Source organism: Burkholderia seminalis DSM 23518, from assembly GCF_902832885.1.
GTDB classification, from domain to species: domain Bacteria; phylum Pseudomonadota; class Gammaproteobacteria; order Burkholderiales; family Burkholderiaceae; genus Burkholderia; species Burkholderia seminalis.
This window is the reverse complement of sequence record NZ_CADFDK010000010.1, coordinates 144,183-160,855: the sequence shown is the minus strand read 5'-3', so window position 1 is coordinate 160,855 and position 16,673 is coordinate 144,183. Positions and strand designations below refer to the sequence as shown.

At 68.7% G+C, this 16,673-nt stretch carries 19 protein-coding genes; 13 read left to right on the top strand and 6 right to left on the bottom strand.

What is annotated here, in order from left to right; all coding sequences use genetic code 11:
- Nucleotides 1–5: 5 nt before the first annotated feature.
- The 5 genes from kdpA to HWX00_RS26675 all read right to left on the bottom strand — a co-directional run bounded on the left by kdpA (nt 6) and on the right by HWX00_RS26675 (nt 4,581).
- Nucleotides 6–1,811 carry a potassium-transporting ATPase subunit KdpA gene (gene kdpA / locus HWX00_RS26695; protein ID WP_124609483.1) on the bottom strand — a complete coding sequence of 602 codons (1,806 nt, stop codon included), beginning with the start codon at nt 1,809–1,811 and terminating at the stop codon, nt 6–8.
- Nucleotides 1,808–1,900 (bottom strand): K(+)-transporting ATPase subunit F, encoded by a 93-nt coding sequence (gene kdpF / locus HWX00_RS26690; protein WP_006752209.1) that lies wholly within the window; start codon nt 1,898–1,900, stop codon nt 1,808–1,810. The genes kdpA and kdpF overlap by 4 nt, the downstream gene beginning before the upstream one ends.
- A 300-nt stretch (nt 1,901–2,200) precedes the next feature.
- Nucleotides 2,201–3,175: a quinone oxidoreductase family protein gene (locus HWX00_RS26685; protein ID WP_069705567.1), complete on the bottom strand. Its 975-nt coding sequence runs from the start codon at nt 3,173–3,175 to the stop codon at nt 2,201–2,203.
- 177 nt (nt 3,176–3,352) lie between these two features.
- A complete protein-coding gene (locus tag HWX00_RS26680) occupies nt 3,353–3,745 on the bottom strand; it encodes a methylglyoxal synthase (RefSeq protein ID WP_034190770.1) in 393 nt (130 codons plus the stop codon).
- A 56-nt stretch (nt 3,746–3,801) separates the two neighbouring features.
- A complete protein-coding gene (locus HWX00_RS26675; RefSeq protein WP_034190769.1) occupies nt 3,802–4,581 on the bottom strand; it encodes an SDR family oxidoreductase in 780 nt (259 codons plus the stop codon).
- A 207-nt stretch (nt 4,582–4,788) separates the two neighbouring features.
- Between HWX00_RS26675 and upp the strand changes: the two genes are divergently transcribed.
- The 13 genes from upp to HWX00_RS26610 all read left to right on the top strand — a co-directional run bounded on the left by upp (nt 4,789) and on the right by HWX00_RS26610 (nt 16,219).
- Nucleotides 4,789–5,439, top strand: a complete 651-nt coding sequence (gene upp, locus HWX00_RS26670; RefSeq protein ID WP_006478229.1) for a uracil phosphoribosyltransferase — start codon at nt 4,789–4,791, stop codon at nt 5,437–5,439.
- A 217-nt stretch (nt 5,440–5,656) separates the two neighbouring features.
- Entirely contained in the window at nt 5,657–6,385 is a 729-nt protein-coding gene (locus tag HWX00_RS26665; protein ID WP_034190768.1) for a YebC/PmpR family DNA-binding transcriptional regulator, read from the top strand.
- A gap of 105 nt (nt 6,386–6,490) precedes the next feature.
- Nucleotides 6,491–7,771, top strand: a complete 1,281-nt coding sequence (gene purD / locus HWX00_RS26660) for a phosphoribosylamine--glycine ligase (protein ID WP_034190767.1) — start codon at nt 6,491–6,493, stop codon at nt 7,769–7,771.
- Between the two features lie 119 nt (nt 7,772–7,890).
- Nucleotides 7,891–8,814, top strand: coding sequence for an oxygen-dependent coproporphyrinogen oxidase (hemF, locus tag HWX00_RS26655; protein ID WP_034190766.1), 924 nt, complete (start codon nt 7,891–7,893; stop codon nt 8,812–8,814).
- On the top strand, nt 8,805–9,554 hold the full coding sequence (locus HWX00_RS26650; RefSeq protein ID WP_376698793.1) for a nicotinate-nucleotide adenylyltransferase: 750 nt from the start codon (nt 8,805–8,807) through the stop codon (nt 9,552–9,554). The genes hemF and HWX00_RS26650 overlap by 10 nt, the downstream gene beginning before the upstream one ends.
- Nucleotides 9,555–9,558: 4 nt before the next feature.
- The gene (gene rsfS, locus HWX00_RS26645; RefSeq protein WP_034190765.1) at nt 9,559–10,008 is read left to right on the top strand and encodes a ribosome silencing factor; all 450 of its coding nucleotides are present in this window, start codon (nt 9,559–9,561) and stop codon (nt 10,006–10,008) included.
- A gap of 18 nt (nt 10,009–10,026) precedes the next feature.
- Nucleotides 10,027–10,497 carry a 23S rRNA (pseudouridine(1915)-N(3))-methyltransferase RlmH gene (rlmH, locus tag HWX00_RS26640; RefSeq protein ID WP_006484265.1) on the top strand — a complete coding sequence of 157 codons (471 nt, stop codon included), beginning with the start codon at nt 10,027–10,029 and terminating at the stop codon, nt 10,495–10,497.
- 51 nt (nt 10,498–10,548) lie between these two features.
- A complete protein-coding gene (locus HWX00_RS26635) occupies nt 10,549–11,181 on the top strand; it encodes a Maf family protein (RefSeq protein ID WP_034190764.1) in 633 nt (210 codons plus the stop codon).
- A gap of 8 nt (nt 11,182–11,189) precedes the next feature.
- Nucleotides 11,190–12,659, top strand: a complete 1,470-nt coding sequence (rng, locus tag HWX00_RS26630; RefSeq protein WP_034190763.1) for a ribonuclease G — start codon at nt 11,190–11,192, stop codon at nt 12,657–12,659.
- Between the two features lie 127 nt (nt 12,660–12,786).
- Entirely contained in the window at nt 12,787–13,122 is a 336-nt protein-coding gene (locus HWX00_RS26625) for a YggL 50S ribosome-binding family protein (protein ID WP_034190762.1), read from the top strand.
- Between the two features lie 267 nt (nt 13,123–13,389).
- Nucleotides 13,390–14,352: a PRC-barrel domain-containing protein gene (locus HWX00_RS26620; RefSeq protein ID WP_034190761.1), complete on the top strand. Its 963-nt coding sequence runs from the start codon at nt 13,390–13,392 to the stop codon at nt 14,350–14,352.
- The gene (locus HWX00_RS26615) at nt 14,349–15,611 is read left to right on the top strand and encodes an MFS transporter (protein WP_175028911.1); all 1,263 of its coding nucleotides are present in this window, start codon (nt 14,349–14,351) and stop codon (nt 15,609–15,611) included. The genes HWX00_RS26620 and HWX00_RS26615 overlap by 4 nt, the downstream gene beginning before the upstream one ends.
- A gap of 41 nt (nt 15,612–15,652) precedes the next feature.
- Complete coding sequence (locus tag HWX00_RS26610) at nt 15,653–16,219, top strand: FUSC family protein (RefSeq protein ID WP_034190759.1); 567 nt, start codon at nt 15,653–15,655, stop codon at nt 16,217–16,219.
- 56 nt (nt 16,220–16,275) lie between these two features.
- Here the strand turns inward: HWX00_RS26610 and HWX00_RS26605 are convergent, their stop codons facing one another.
- The gene (locus HWX00_RS26605) at nt 16,276–16,656 is read right to left on the bottom strand and encodes an RcnB family protein (RefSeq protein ID WP_034190758.1); all 381 of its coding nucleotides are present in this window, start codon (nt 16,654–16,656) and stop codon (nt 16,276–16,278) included.
- Between the last annotated feature and the right edge of the window lie 17 nt (nt 16,657–16,673).

The window sequence follows — 16,673 nt, the reverse complement described above, 5'->3', positions numbered from 1 at the left end:
GCGCGTCATGCGCCCAGCCACATCATCAGGTGCTCGACGCCCGGGCCGAGCGCGAGCGCCGGCACGTAGGTCAGCGCGCCCACCAGCAGCACGGTGCCCAGCAGCAGCACGACGAACAGCGGACCGTGCGTCGGCAGCGTGCCGCTCGTCACCGCGATGCGCTTCTTCGCGGCGAGCGAACCGGCGATCGCCAGCACCGGCACGATCGTGCCGAAGCGGCCGAACCACATCGCGATCGCGGTCATCCAGTTGTAGAACGGCGTGCCGACCGTCAGGCCCGCGAACGCGCTGCCGTTGTTGTTCGCGGCCGAGCTGAACGCGTACAGGATTTCCGAGAAGCCGTGCGGGCCGGGATTCGCGATGCCGGCCTTGCCCGCATCGGCGAGCACGGCGATCGACGTGCCGACCAGCACGAGCAGCGGCGTGAGCAATACGACGATCGACACCATCTTCATCTCGTACGCCTCGATCTTCTTGCCGACGTACTCCGGCGTGCGGCCGATCATCAGGCCCGCGACGAACACCGCGAGCAGCGCGAACACGAGCATCCCGTAGAGGCCCGAACCGACCCCGCCGTAGACCACCTCGCCCAGCTGCATCAGCAGCATCGGCACGAGGCCGCCGAGCGGCGTCAGCGAATCGTGCATCGTGTCGACCGCGCCGCACGACGCGGCCGTCGTCGCGACCGTGAAGATGCCGGTCTGCGCGATGCCGAAGCGCGTTTCCTTGCCTTCCATGTTGCCGCCCGGCTGCAGCGCGCTTGCCGACTGATCGACGTGCAGCGCGGCGAGCGTCGGGTTGCCGCCCTGCTCGGCATTCACCTCGACGCCGATCGCGATCACGAACGCGACCGTCATCGCCGCGAGCACCGCGATGCCCTGCCGGCGGTCGCCGATCATGCGGCCGAACACGAGACACAGCGCGGCAGGAATGATCAGGATCGCGAAGATCTGGATGAAGTTCGCGAACGGCGTCGGGTTCTCGTACGGATGGGCGGAGTTCGCGTTGAAGAATCCGCCGCCGTTGGTGCCGAGCATCTTGATCGCTTCCTGCGACGCGACCGGACCCATCGCGAGCGTCTGCCTGGTCAGCGGCGTCGGCACCGTGACCGCATTCCCCTTGTCGTCCTTCACCGGATTGCCCTGCGCGTCGAGCTTCGGCGCCGCGTAGGTGCTCGTCTGCAGCACCGGCACGTCCTGGTAGGCCTTCATGTTCTGGATCACGCCCTGGCTCATCAGCAGCGCGGCGATCACGACCGACATCGGCACGAGCACGTACATCGTCACGCGCGTCAGGTCGACCCAGAAGTTGCCGATCGTCTGCGCGGTGTGACGTGCGAAGCCGCGGATCAGCGCGATCACGACGACGATGCCGGTCGCCGCCGACAGGAAGTTCTGCACGGTCAGGCCGAGCATCTGCGTCAGGTAGCTGACGGTCTGCTCGGGCGTGTAGTCCTGCCAGTTCGTGTTGGTGACGAAGCTGACGGCCGTGTTGAACGCGCCGTCGACCGTCATCGCGCCGAATTGCTGCGGGTTGCCGGGCAGGAGGCCCTGCAGGCGCAACAGGCCGTAGAGGAACAGCGCGCCGAGCGCGTTGAACGCGATCGTCGCGATCGCGTACTGTTTCCAGTTCATCTCGCTGCCGGCATCGACGCCGGCAATGCGGTACAGCGCGCGTTCGAGCGGCCCGAACACGCGCACGACGCGCGAGCTGCCGTCCATCACCGCGCTCAGGTAGCGCGCGACCGGCACGGCCGCCGCGAGCAGCACGACGATGAACAGCAGCGTCTGCAACAGGTTGTTCGCGTTCATTCGATGTCCTCCGCGCGCAGCAGCGCAAAGACGAGATACGCGAACAGCAGGGCCGTCGAGGCGCCCGCCAGCCAAAGCATCCAGGTCATGCCCGCCCCCCGCGACCGTATTGCACGAGCTTGTCGCAACCGGCAACCAAGCCGAGGATCAGCGTGGTGAAGAGCACCAGAGCGCCGATGAAAACCCCATCCATTTTTGTGTTCTCCGTCGTCGAAATCAGACGACTAGAACCTTATGGGAACGCACGTAAAGGACGGGTCAAAGGTATCGGGGCGGATATAAAAAACGTGTAAACACGCGGACGAAGCGAACCGGAAGGCGGGACGGGCGGCGCCGGGGCGCCGCCCGCGAGGGCGCGTGCCGGCGCGGCGCCGGCACGGAGAATCGGGTCAGGGAACGAGGATCGTCGAGCCGGTGGTCTTGCGCGCTTCGAGCTCGGCATGCGCGCGGCCGACTTCCGCGAGCGGATAACGCTGGTTGATGCTGGTCTTCACCTTGCCCGACAGGATCACGTCGAACAGCTCGGCGGCCGCGGATTCGAGATCGGCGCGCTTCGCGATGTACGAGAACAGCGTCGGTCGCGTGAAGAACAGCGACCCGCGCGACGAGAACTCCTTCGAATCGATCGGCGGCAGCGGGCCCGACGCGTTGCCGAAGCTGACGAAATAACCGAGCGGCGCGAGGCAGTCGAGCGAGCCGATGTAGGTGTCCTTGCCGATCGAATCGTAGACGACCGGCACGCCCGCGCCGTGCGTGATCTCCTTCACGCGCTGCGTGAAGTTCTCGCGCGTGTAGACGATCGGGTGATCGCAGCCGTGCGCCTTCGCGAGCGCGGCCTTTTCGTCGGAACCGACCGTCCCGATCACGGTCGCGCCGAGCGCCTTCGCCCACTGGCACACGAGCAGGCCGACGCCGCCGGCCGCCGCGTGGATCAGGATCGTGTCGCCGGCCTTCACCGGGTACGTGCGACGCAGCAGGTAGTGCGCGGTCAGGCCCTGCAGCATCACCGATGCCGCATCGTCGTAGCCGATGCCGTCCGGCAGCTTCACGAGCCGCCCGACCGGCATCACGCGCTCCTGCGCATACGCGCCGGGCGGCTGCCCGACATACGCCACGCGGTCGCCGACCTTGAACGCGGTCACGCCGTCGCCGACGGCCGTCACCTCGCCCGCCGCCTCCATCCCGAGGCCGCCGGGCAGCGGTTGCGGATAAAGGCCGGTGCGGAAATACACGTCGATGTAGTTGAGCCCGACCGCGTGCTGCCGGATGCGGACTTCGCCCGCCTGCGGCTCGCCGACCTCGACATCGACCCACTTCATCACCTCCGGGCCGCCCGGCTGGTCGTATCGGATTGCTTTCGGCATCGTTTCGCTCCTCGTCTGTCTATCGGTCAGGAAAAAATCCGGGTCGCCGATGCGCGGGCCGGCCGGTTCATCCAGGAACCGGGCTGCGGGTGCGCATCGAGACGCACGATTCTCGCGCGTTGCCGCCGTGCGTGCATGGCCCTGCCGCCGGCAGGGGCAATCGGGCGCGGCCCGCGCCTAGCACACGTCCTGCATGGTGCGCGCCAGGTCGTCGAGCAGCATCCGCGCGGTGGCGACGTTGGTCGCGACCGGCACGTCGTGCACGTCGCACGCGCGCACGAGCGCGGTGATGTCGGGATCGTGCGGCTGCGCGGTCATCGGATCGCGCAGGAACACGACGATGTCGACGCGGCCCTCGGCCAGTTCCGCGCCGATCTGCAGGTCGCCGCCGAGCGGGCCCGACAGCTTGCGCTCGACCTCGAGCCCGTGCGCGGCCGCGATGCGGCCGCCCGTCGTGCCCGTCCCGACCAGCCGGCATTGCGCGAGCGTCGCGCGGTATTCGCCCGCGAGCGCGACGATCTCGTCCTTCTTCGCGTCGTGCGCAATCAATGCGATGCGGGGTTTGCTCATCTCCAGTTCCTTCGTCGTCCGGTTGTTGTCGTGATCGTGAATCGAAAAGCCGCGCGTCAGAACGTGCCCGGATACGCGCCGCCGTCGAGCAGCCAGTTCTGCCCGGTGATGTAGCCGGCATGCACGCTGCACAGGAACGCGCATGCCGCGCCGAATTCGGCGCGCGTGCCGAGGCGGCCGGCCGGGATGTCCTTCGTGCGCCGCGCGCGCAGGTCGTCGACCGTCACGCCCTGCGCCCGCGCCGAGGCGGCGAGCGTGGTCGCGATCCGGTCGGTGTCGAACAGCCCCGGCAGCAGGTTGTTGATCGTCACGCCCTGGCCCGCGACCTTGCGCGACAGCCCCGCGACGAAGCCGGTCAGCCCCGAGCGCGCGCCGTTCGACAGCGCGAGCACGTCGATCGGCGCCTTCACGGCGGAACTGGTGATGTTGACGATGCGGCCGAAGCGGCGCGCGATCATCCCGTCGAGGGTCGCGCGGATCAGCTCGATCGGCGTCAGCATGTTCGACTCGAGCGCGCGGATCCAGTCGTCGTGCGAGAAGTCGCGGAAGTCGCCGGGCGGCGGGCCGCCGGCATTGTTCACGAGAATGTCCGGTTGCGGGCACGCGGCGAGCGCGGCCGCGCGGCCTTCCGGCGTCGTGATGTCGCACGCGACCGGGGTGATCGACACGTTCGACGCCGCGCGGATCTCCTCCGCGGTTTCCTCCAGCGTGTCGCGCGTGCGCGCGACGATCACGAGGTTCACGCCCTCGGCGGCCAGCGCTTCCGCGCAGCCGCGACCGAGCCCCTTGCTCGCCGCGCATACGAGCGCGGTCTTTCCTTCGATACCGAGATCCATCGTCGACTCCCTGGTGGCGACGCGCGCCGGGACGGCCCCGCCGCGCCGGTGGACGGGCGAACGGGCGGGCGCGGCGCGCGGATTGTCGTGAGACGTCGATAATATCCGGATCATGCGGCGCGCCTTGGTAAAATTGCGGCCATAAGCGGCGGCCGGCGTTCGCCCGCCGCCGCCCCGATCCCCTTTTGCCGCCAAGGCGCCTCCGTCATGAAACAGGACAGCCGTTTCCCGAACCTCTTCATCACCGATCACCCGCTGATCCAGCACAAGCTCACGCACATGCGCGACAAGGACACGTCCACGCGCACGTTCCGCGAACTGCTGCGCGAGATCACGCTGCTGATGGGCTACGAGATCACCCGCAACCTGCCGATCACGACCAAACGGGTCGAAACCCCGCTGGTGGCAGTCGACGCGCCCGTGATCGCGGGCAAGAAACTCGCGATCGTGCCCGTGCTGCGCGCGGGCATCGGGATGTCGGACGGCCTGCTCGACCTGGTGCCGTCCGCACGCGTCGGCCACATCGGCGTGTATCGCGCCGAGGACCACCGCCCGGTCGAATACCTGGTGCGCCTGCCGGACCTCGAAGACCGCATCTTCATCCTGTGCGACCCGATGGTCGCGACCGGCTATTCGGCCGTGCATGCGGTCGACGTGCTCAAGCGCCGCAACGTGCCGGCCGCGAACATCATGTTCGTCGCGCTGGTCGCCGCGCCCGAGGGCGTCCAGGTGTTCCAGGACGCGCACCCGGACGTGAAGCTGTTCGTCGCGTCGCTCGATTCGCACCTGAACGAGCACGCGTACATCGTGCCGGGCCTCGGCGACGCGGGCGACCGCCTGTTCGGCACCAAGAACTGAGTGCCCGCACGGCCGCGCGGCGCGCGGTCCGGTCCGCGACGGCCTGCCCGGCCGTTCGGCCAGGCGCGGCGGCCCCGAACCGGCGGTCGCCGCGTGATAAAATCACGATCCACTCGATACGCGCGGCCCCGCGGCTTCATGCCCGCCGACACGGCCGCCGACTCAACGACACACTGAAACAATCGCCCGCGCCGCGCGCCCGGGCACGGAGAAAGGTATGGCTGGTCATTCGAAATGGGCCAACATCAAGCATAAGAAGGCAGCGGCCGACGCGAAGCGCGGCAAGATCTGGACCCGCCTGATCAAGGAAATCCAGGTCGCGGCGCGCCTCGGCGGCGGCGACGTCAACTCGAACCCGCGCCTGCGCCTCGCGGTCGACAAGGCGGCCGACGCGAACATGCCGAAGGACAACGTCAAGCGCGCGATCGATCGCGGCGTCGGCGGCGCGGACGGCGCGAACTACGAAGAGATCCGTTACGAAGGCTACGGCATCAGCGGCGCGGCGATCATCGTCGACACGCTGACCGACAACCGCACGCGGACGGTCGCGGAAGTTCGCCACGCGTTCTCGAAGTTCGGCGGCAACATGGGCACCGACGGCTCGGTCGCGTTCATGTTCGATCACGTCGGCCAGTTCCTGTTCGCGCCCGGCACGTCGGAAGACGCGCTGATGGAAGCCGCGCTCGAAGCCGGCGCGAACGACGTGAACACGAACGACGACGGCTCGATCGAAGTGCTGTGCGACTGGCAGGAATTCTCGAAGGTGAAGGACGCGCTCGAAGCCGGCGGCTTCAAGGCCGAACTCGCCGAAGTGACGATGAAGCCGCAGAACGAAGTCGAATTCACCGGCGACGACGCGGCGAAGATGCAGAAGCTCCTGGACGCGCTCGAGAACCTCGACGACGTGCAGGACGTGTACACGAACGCCGTCATCGTCGAGGAATGAGATGCCGGCCGCCGCTCGCCTGTCGCGGGCGGCGGCCCGACCGATTCCGCGGCCGGCGCGCCTGAGCGTGCCGGCCGCCCTGTTTTCTAGTCTGCGGGGAATCCCATGAAACTACTCGTCGTCGGTTCCGGCGGCCGCGAACATGCGCTGGCGTGGAAGCTCGCGCAGTCGCCGCGCGTCCAGATGGTCTACGTCGCGCCCGGCAATGGCGGCACGGCGCAGGACGAGCGTCTGAAGAACGTCGATATCACGTCGCTCGACGCACTCGCCGATTTCGCGGAAAGCGAAGGCGTCGCGTTCACGCTCGTCGGGCCGGAAGCACCGCTCGCGGCCGGCATCGTCAACCTGTTCCGCGCACGCGGCCTGAAGGTCTTCGGCCCGACCCGCGAAGCCGCGCAGCTCGAAAGCTCGAAGGATTTCGCGAAGGCGTTCATGAAGCGCCACGGCATCCCGACGGCCGACTACGAAACCTTCGCCGACGCGGCCGCCGCCCACGCGTACATCGACGCGAAGGGTGCGCCGATCGTCGTGAAGGCCGACGGCCTCGCGGCCGGCAAGGGCGTCGTGGTCGCGATGACGCTGGAAGAAGCGCACGCCGCCGTCGACATGATGCTGTCGGGCAACAAGCTCGGCGATGCCGGCGCGCGCGTCGTGATCGAGGAATTCCTCGACGGCGAGGAAGCGAGCTTCATCGTGATGGTCGACGGCAAGCACGCGCTGGCGCTGGCTTCGAGCCAGGACCACAAGCGCCTGCTCGACGAAGACCGCGGCCCGAACACCGGCGGCATGGGCGCGTATTCGCCCGCGCCGATCGTCACGCCGCAGATGCACGCACGCGTGATGCGCGAGATCATCATGCCGACCGTGCGCGGGATGGAGAAGGACGGCATCCGCTTCACGGGCTTCCTGTACGCGGGCCTGATGATCGACAAGGACGGCAATCCGCGCACGCTCGAGTTCAACTGCCGGATGGGCGACCCGGAAACGCAGCCGATCATGGCGCGCCTGAAGAGCGATTTCTCGAAGGTCGTCGAGCAGGCGATCGCGGGCACGCTCGACACGGTCGAGCTCGACTGGGACCGTCGCACCGCGCTCGGCGTCGTGCTGGCCGCGCACGGTTATCCGGACGCGCCGCGCAAGGGCGACCGCATCAACGGGATCCCGGCCGAGACCGAGCAGGCCGTGACGTTCCATGCGGGCACCACGCTCGGCGACGGCGACAAGCTCGTGACGTCCGGCGGCCGCGTGCTGTGCGTGGTCGGCCTTGCCGATTCCGTGCGCGAAGCGCAGCAGCATGCGTACGACACGATCAACCAGATCAATTTCGAAGGCATGCAGTACCGCCGCGACATCGGCTTCCGCGCGCTCAACCGCAAGAGCGCGTGACGTCGCAATCGCCGCCCCGCCCCCGCGCGGCGGCGGCTCCTCTGCCGGGGTTCGATAGAATGCCCGGCAGAGGCCTTTTTTTACGGCCCCCGCTTCGGGCGGGGGCGCCCAGTCCAGACATGACCGATTCGACCTACGACGTGGCGCGCGTGCGCACGTACCTCCAGGGCCTGCAAACACGCATCGCCGACGCGCTCGGTGCGCTCGACGGCACGCCGCTCGCGACCGACACGTGGCAGCGCGGGCCGGCCGAACGCCTGCGCGGCGGCGGCTGCACGCGGATTCTCGAAGGCGGCCGCGTGTTCGAACGCGCGGGGATCGGCTTTTCCGACGTCGCGGGCGACGCGCTGCCGCCGTCGGCGAGCGCGGCGCGCCCGCAGCTCGCGGGCCGCGGCTTCGAGGCGCTCGGCGTGTCGCTGGTACTGCACCCGCGCAATCCGTACTGCCCGACCGTCCACATGAACGTGCGGATGCTGATCGCGACGAAACCGGGCGAGGCGCCCGTGTTCTGGTTCGGCGGCGGCATGGATCTGACACCCGTTTACGGTTTCGAGGACGACGCGCGGCATTTCCACCAGACCTGCAAGGATGCGCTCGACCCGTTCGGCGCCGAACTCTACCCGCGCTTCAAGAAATGGTGCGACGAGTATTTCTTCCTGAAGCACCGCAACGAAATGCGCGGCATCGGCGGGATCTTCTTCGACGATTTCTCCGAGCCCGGTTTCGAACGCTCGTTTGACCTGATGCAAAGCGTCGGCGATGCGTTCCTGCAGGCCTACCTGCCGATCGTCGAGCGCCGCGCCGGGCTGCCGTACGGCGAGCGCGAGCGCGACTTCCAGGCGTATCGCCGCGGCCGTTACGTCGAATTCAACCTCGTGTTCGACCGCGGCACGCTGTTCGGCCTGCAAAGCGGCGGCCGGACCGAGTCGATCCTGATGTCGATGCCGCCGGTCGCGAACTGGCGCTACAACTGGCAGCCCGAGCCGGGAACGCCCGAAGCGCGCCTGTACAGCGACTTCATCGTGCCGCGCGACTGGGTGTGAGCCCGCGCGCCCCGCTGCCCCAAGGAAAGGACGCGTTTCTGGACACCACCGCCCGCCCCGCCCCGCTGCCGCGTCGTATCGGCTTGCTGGGCGGTACTTTCGACCCGATCCACGACGGCCATCTCGCGCTCGCGCGCCGGTTCGCCGAGTTGCTCGGCCTGACCGAACTCGTGCTGCTGCCCGCCGGGCAGCCGTACCAGAAGCGCGACGTGTCGGCCGCCGAGCACCGGCTCGCGATGACGCGCGCGGCCGCCGGCTCGCTGTCCCTGCCGGGCGTGACCGTGACCGTCGCCACCGACGAGATCGAGCACGCCGGCCCGACCTACACGGTCGAGACGCTCGCGCGCTGGCGTGAGCGCATCGGTGCGGATGCCTCGCTGTCGCTGCTGATCGGCGCCGACCAGCTCGTGCGGCTCGACACGTGGCGCGACTGGCGCAAGCTGTTCGACTTCGCGCACATCTGCGTGTCGACGCGCCCGGGTTTCGACCTGGGCACCGCGCCGCCGGACGTCGCGCGGGAAATCGCCGCGCGGCAGGCCGGCGCCGACGTGCTGAAGGCCACGCCGGCCGGCCACCTGCTGATCGATACGACCCTTTCGTTCGACATCGCCGCGACCGACATCCGCGCGCACCTGCGCGAATGCATCGCGCGCCATGCGCAAATGCCCGATGCGTCGGCCGAGCATGTGCCGGCCGCCGTATGGGCCTATATTCTTCAACATCGCCTCTACCATTCCTGAATCCATGGATATTCGCAAACTGCAGCGCGTGATCGTCGACGCCCTCGAAGACGTCAAGGCGCAAGACATCAAGGTGTTCAACACCAGCCACCTGACCGAACTGTTCGACCGCGTGGTCGTCGCATCGGGCACGTCCAACCGCCAGACCAAGGCACTCGCCTCGAGCGTGCGCGACAAGGTCAAGGAAGCCGGCGGCGACATCGTCAGCTCCGAAGGCGAAGACACCGGCGAATGGGTGCTGGTCGATTGCGGCGACGCGGTCGTGCACATCCTGCAGCCGGCCCTGCGCCAGTACTACAACCTCGAGGAAATCTGGGGCGACAAGCCCGTGCGGATGAAGCTCGGCGGCGACAAGGGCCCGAACGGCTTTGCCACGGCCAGCGAAGGCGACGAGGACGACGAGGAAGCCGCGCCCGCACGCCCGGCGCGCAAGACGGCCGCCCGCCGCCGTTAAGCCGTCACGCGTGTTCCGATGAAGCTTTTCATCCTCGCGGTCGGCCACAAGATGCCGGGCTGGATCGCATCCGGCTTCGACGAATACACGAAGCGGATGCCGCCCGAGCTGCGCATCGAGTTGCGCGAAATCAAGCCCGAACTGCGTTCGGGCGGCCGCAGCGCCGAAAGCGTGATGGCGGCCGAGCGGCAGAAGATCGAAGCCGCGCTGCCGAAGGGCGCGCGCCTCGTCGCGCTCGACGAGCGCGGCCGCGACTGGACCACGATGCAGCTCGCGCAGGCGCTGCCCGGCTGGCAGCAGGACGGCCGCGACGTCGCGTTCGTGATCGGCGGCGCCGACGGGCTCGATCCGGAACTGAAAGCGCGCGCCGACGTGCTGCTGCGCATCTCGAGCATGACGCTGCCGCACGGGATGGTGCGCGTGCTGCTCGCCGAACAGCTTTACCGGGCGTGGAGCATCACGCAGAATCACCCCTACCACCGCGCATGACGTGTCGTCCTCGAGACGCGCGCCGCGCGCGCACACCGAGATAACGACACCATGCCGTCCAGCACGTCCCCCGCGCTTTTCCCGATCCTTTACCTCGCTTCGCAAAGCCCGCGCCGCCAGGAGCTGCTGCAGCAGATCGGCGTTCGCTTCGAACTGCTGCTGCCGCGCCCCGACGAAGATGCCGAAGCGCTCGAGGCCGAGCTGCCCGGCGAAGCCGCCGACGCCTACGTGCGGCGCGTGACCATCGCGAAGGCCGAGGCCGCGCGTGCGCGCCTCGTCGCGAGCGGCAAGCCGGCCGCGCCGGTGCTGGTCGCCGACACGACCGTGACGATCGACGGCGCGATCCTCGGCAAGCCGGCCGACGCGAACGACGCGCTCGCGATGCTCATGCGCCTCGCGGGCCGCGAACACGCGGTGCTGACCGCCGTCGCCGTGATCGATGCCGGCGGCGAACTGCTGCCGCCCGCGCTGTCGCGCTCGTCGGTGCGTTTCGCGGCCGCGTCGCGCGACGCCTACGCGCGTTACGTCGAAACCGGCGAGCCGTTCGGCAAGGCCGGCGCGTATGCGATCCAGGGACGCGCCGCCGAATTCATCGAGCGGATCGACGGTTCCCATTCGGGTATCATGGGTCTGCCCCTTTTTGAGACCGCGGCGCTGTTGCGCACCGCGCGTGTCGCCTTCTGAAGCCCACCATGAACGAAGAAATCCTGATCAACCTCACGCCGCAGGAAACGCGGGTCGCACTCGTGCAGCAAGGCGCGGTGCAGGAGCTTCACGTCGAGCGCACGCTGTCGCGCGGGCGGGTCGGCAACATCTATCTCGGCAAGGTCGTGCGCGTGCTGCCGGGCATGCAGTCGGCGTTCATCGACATCGGCCTCGAGCGCGCGGCATTCCTGCACGTCGCCGATATCTGGCATCCGCGCCTCGCCGGCGAACCGCAGTCGGGCACGCCGCACCAGCCGATCGAGAAGATCGTGTTCGAAGGCCAGACGTTGATGGTCCAGGTGATCAAGGATCCGATCGGCACGAAGGGCGCGCGGCTGTCGACGCAGGTCAGTATCGCGGGCCGCACGCTCGTCTACCTGCCGCAGGAGCCGCATATCGGCATCTCGCAGAAGATCGAGAGCGAAGCCGAGCGCGAGGCCGTGCGTGCGCGCCTGACGGCCGTGATCCCGCCGGACGAGAAAGGCGGCTACATCGTGCGCACGATCGCCGAGGATGCGACCTCCGACGAACTGGCCGGCGACGTCACGTACCTGCGCAAGACGTGGGCGACGATCGTCGCGCAGGCGCAGCGCTTGCCGGCGACGAGCCTGCTGTACCAGGATCTCGATCTCGCGCAGCGCGTGCTGCGCGATTTCGCGAACGACGACACGACGCGCATCCAGGTCGATTCGCGCGAGACGTACCAGCGCCTCGCGGAATTCGCGGGCGAGTTCACGCCGGCCGTGAGCCCGAAGCTGCACCACTACACCGGCGAGCGGCCGCTGTTCGACCTGTACAACATCGAGACGGAGATCCAGCGTGCGCTGTCGCGCCGCGTCGACCTGAAGTCGGGCGGCTACCTGATGATCGACCAGACCGAGGCGATGACGACGATCGACGTGAACACGGGCGGCTACGTCGGCGCGCGCAACTTCGACGACACGATCTTCAAGACCAATCTCGAGGCCGCGCATACGATCGCGCGCCAGCTGCGGCTGCGCAATCTCGGCGGGATCATCATCATCGACTTCATCGACATGGAGAACGCCGAGCATCGCGACGCGGTGCTGTCGGAGTTGAAGAAGGCGCTGTCGCGCGACCGCACGCGCGTGACGGTCAACGGCTTCTCGCAGCTCGGGCTCGTCGAGATGACGCGCAAGCGCACGCGCGAATCGCTCGCGCACGTGCTGTGCGAGCCGTGCCCGACCTGCCAGGGCAAGGGCCAGGTCAAGACGTCGCGCACCGTGTGCTACGACATCCTGCGCGAGATCCTGCGCGAGTCGCGGCAGTTCAATCCGCGTGAATTCCGCGTGATCGCCGCGCAGCAGGTGATCGACCTGTTCCTCGACGAAGAGTCGCAGCATCTCGCGATGCTGATCGACTTCATCGGCAAGCCGGTATCGCTGCAGGTCGAGTCGAATTTGAGTCAGGAGCAGTACGATATCGTGCTGATGTAGCGCTCCGCCCCTGCGCCGCCGGCATCGCCGCGCGGCGTCCGGATGCGGTGCCCGGGCCGCTCGCGCCTGTCGCGCCGGCGCCCGCCGCCGCCCTTTCATTCACCCCTTTTCGCATTCATCACCCACCATGAGCCAAGGCCACAACCGCCGCCAGCGCAAGAAACTCCATATCGGCGAGTTCCAGGAACTCGCGTTCAACGCCACCGCGCACTACCGCAACGACATGACCGATCTCGCGCGCGGCGAACTGATCGACGCGTTCATCGACTTCGTCGAGGCGAACGGGCTGATGACCGTCGCATCCGCGGACGAAGGCATCGGCGCCTACGTGATCTCCGGCGCGCCGCGCGGCACGACGACCGACGCCGATCGCGAGCTCGTGCGCGGCTGGCTGGCCGCCCGTCCGGAACTGACGGACGTCAAGGTCAGCGATTTCACCGACGCGTGGTATCCGGACGCCTGACCTTCCGGTTTCCTGCGCCGCGCATCGGGCCATGCGCGGCGCCCGCATCGTCGCCGATGACCGGGCGCCGCGGCGCCGCGCTTCGCTTCACCTCGCCCGCCACCGATCCCTTCCTTTTCCCGACGGTCAGCCTGCGACAAGCCGTCGAAATCGGTCCTGAAAGCAAGACACGTTAAACTCTCACCTCGCGTGGTGCGCCGCCCGCACCCGCCATCCATCGCCAGCCGCGTGCCCTCGGGCCGCCCCCGACCCATGGAGTGAGTGTCAATGAGCGGCGGACTTCCGTTTCCCGCATCCCGCAAGTCGTTGCCGTCCTCGACGGTCTTCCTGATTCTCGCCGCCGTCGCGCTGCTGTCCGGCTGCGGGCTGCTGCCGGTCCAGAACCCGCCCGCGCCGATCAGCGAGGCGCTCGTCGAGCCCATCGAGGAAACCGCCGGCGAGCCGCTGACGATGCCGCCCGTGCCGGCGCCGACGCAACCCGAGGCACCGGAAGCACCGAAGAAGCCGCACCGCGAAGTGACGCGGCCGAAGCCCGTGCAGCGGCCCGAATCGCCGACACCGCCACCGCCGCCGCCCCCGCCGATCGTCGCGACGCGCCCGCTCGACCGCACCCAGATCCACGCGCTGCTCGACAGCGAAGTCGCGCGCCGCAACGGCAAGGTGGTCGGTCGCGCGGTCGACATGGTGGTGGACGGAAGCGGCAAGCCGCGCGAGATGATCGTCAACCTGCAGGGCTTCATGGGCGTCGGCGACCGCAAGGTCGTCTTCCCGTGGAACGTGTTCCGCTTCACGCCGGGCGGCAAACAGGAGCCGATCGTGCTCGACGTGCCGTCGGGCGACCTGCCGCCGGCCGCGCGGCCGAAGGCCGTGCCGCTGTCGGGTTCGGCCGCGGCGTCGCCCGCGACGCGGCTGCCGATGCTCGACAGCGACGTCGAGCGCCCGAACGGCACGAAGATCGGCCGCATCGTCGACGTGCTGATCGACCGCGCCGCGCAGCCGCAGGCGGTCGTGCTCGACCTCGGCGGCCTCGTCAACACCGACCGCCGCTCGATCGCCGCGAGCTGGGGCGCGCTGCGCTTCGTCACGCGCGACAAGGCGCTGCACCCGCAGCTCGACCTGAACGACGCGCAGATCAAGGCGTCGCCGCCCTACGCGGCCGACAAGCCGGTCGTCGCGGTCTACCCGCCCGTCGCGCCGGCCCCGGCTTCCTCTGCGAGTGCTGCCCGATGACGATCAAGCATTCCGTCAGCGTACGCAGTCTGCGGTCCCTCGACTGGCTCAACTTCTTCGTTGCAAACGTTCAAACCGGCTTCGGCCCGTTCATCGCGTCCTACCTCGCATCGCACAAGTGGACGCAGGGCGAAATCGGCATGGTGCTGTCGATCGGCACGATCAGCGCGATGGTCAGCCAGGTGCCGGGCGGCGCGGCCGTCGATGCGCTGAAGAACAAGAAAGGCGCGGCCGCCTGGGCGATCGCGGCCATCATCCTGTCGGCGGTGCTGCTCGCGTCGAGCCCGACGATCGTGCCGGTGATCGCCGCCGAGGTATTCCACGGTTTCGCGAGCTGCATGCTCGTGCCGGCGATGGCCGCGATCTCGTTCTCGCTCGTCGGCCGCGCCGACCTCGGCGACCGGCTCGGCCGCAACGCGCGCTGGGCATCGATCGGCAGTGCGGTCGCGGCAGGCCTGATGGGGCTCACCGGCGAATACTTCTCCGCGCGCGCGGTGTTCTGGCTGACCGCCGTGCTGGCGCTGCCCGCGCTGTTCGCGCTCGCGATGATCCAGCCGACCCACGAAGTGATCCCGCAATCGTCGAAGCCCGACGATCACCACGACGAAACCGGCGAACGCGAAACGCTGCTCGAACTGCTGCGCGACCGCCGGATGCTGATCTTCGCGGCGTGCGTCGTGCTGTTCCACCTGTCGAACGCGGCGATGCTGAACCTCGCGGCCGGCGAAGTCACGGCCGGGATGGGCGAAAACGTGCAGCTCGTGATCGCCGCGCGCATCATCGTGCCGCAGGCGATCGTCGCGATGCTGTCGCCGTGGGTCGGCCGCTCCGCGCAACGCTGGGGGCGCCGGCCGATCCTGCTGCTCGGCTTCTCCGCGCTGCCCGTGCGCGCGCTGCTGTTCGCCGGCGTGAGCAGCCCGTACCTGCTCGTGCCGGTGCAGATGCTCGACGGCATCAGCGCCGCCGTGTTCGGCGTGATGCTGCCGCTGATCGCGGCCGACGTCGCGGGCGGCAAGGGCCGCTACAACCTGTGCATCGGGCTGTTCGGGCTCGCGGCCGGAATCGGCGCGACCCTCAGCACGGCCGCGGCCGGCTACGTCGCCGATCACTTCGGCAACGCGGTCAGCTTCTTCGGGCTCGCGGGCGCCGGCGCGCTCGCGGTGCTGCTGGTCTGGCTCGTGATGCCCGAAACGCGTGTCGCAAACGGCGAGGCGGCAACCGACGAGCCGGCTGCCGCCTCGCCCGAACAGGCGCACTGAACGCGGCGCGCCGCCGTTACCCGCTTCTTGGCCGACTCACGATGGATACGATCAGGACACTCAACGAAGCCCGCCAGCAGATCCAGCAGTCGATCTTCGATCTGTTCAAGGGGCTGTCATTCAGCGAACGGCTCGCGCAAGGCGGGCTGATGGCGCTCCAGGCCGTCTGCGGCGCGTGCCTCGCGTATGCGATCGGCCGCGCGATGCATACCGAGCAGGCCGTATGGGCGGCGATCACCGCGATCGCCGTCACGCAGCACAACTACTCGGACACGATGTCGCTGTCGCGCGACCAGTTCATCGGCGCAATGGTCGGCGGCATGCTGGGCTTCGCCGGTGCGGCGGTCGGCGGCGATCGCCTCGTCACGTATGCGATCACGGTCGCGGTCGTGATCGTCTGCTGCTGGTGCCTGAACGTCGGCAGCGCGGCACGGCTCGGCGGCGTGACCGCGACGATCGTGATGCTGTTCCCGGGCAACGGCCCGCTGTGGGACATCCCGCTGGTGCGGCTCGGCGAAGTGACGCTCGGCACCGTCTGTGCGCTGGGCGTGTGCTGGGTGATGTCGAGAATCGAGCGGCGCTGGTTCCGCCGCGCGCAAGCGAAGTGACGCGGCTGCCCGGCGCGCATCGCGGCATCGCGATACGTGCCGGGCGCTCGGCAAGGTCAGTCGCCGATCCGCAGCACGATGCCGGAACCGATCTGCACCAGCAGGTGATCCCCGCCGACGCCAACCCATTGATAGCCGCGCGGCGGCGGGCTCAGGCGATAGCCGCGCCAGTCGTCGATCACGTACTGGCGATCGCGGAATTCGGGGGGAAGCCGGTCGCCCTTGTGCCACTCGCGGCGCGGCTGGTCGGCCCAGCGCGGCGGCACGTCGTCCTCATGGCGCATCTGGCCGGGCGGCATGTGTTTCGGGCCGTGGCCATGCTGCATGCCGTGGCCGCCCCGGTCGTCGTGGTTGCCGTGGTCCTGCGCCATCGCGGCCGGCGCGGCGCAACCCGCCGCGATCATCGCGGCCAGCATCATCCCGTGCATCTTCCTCATCGCGCTCCCCTCCGTGT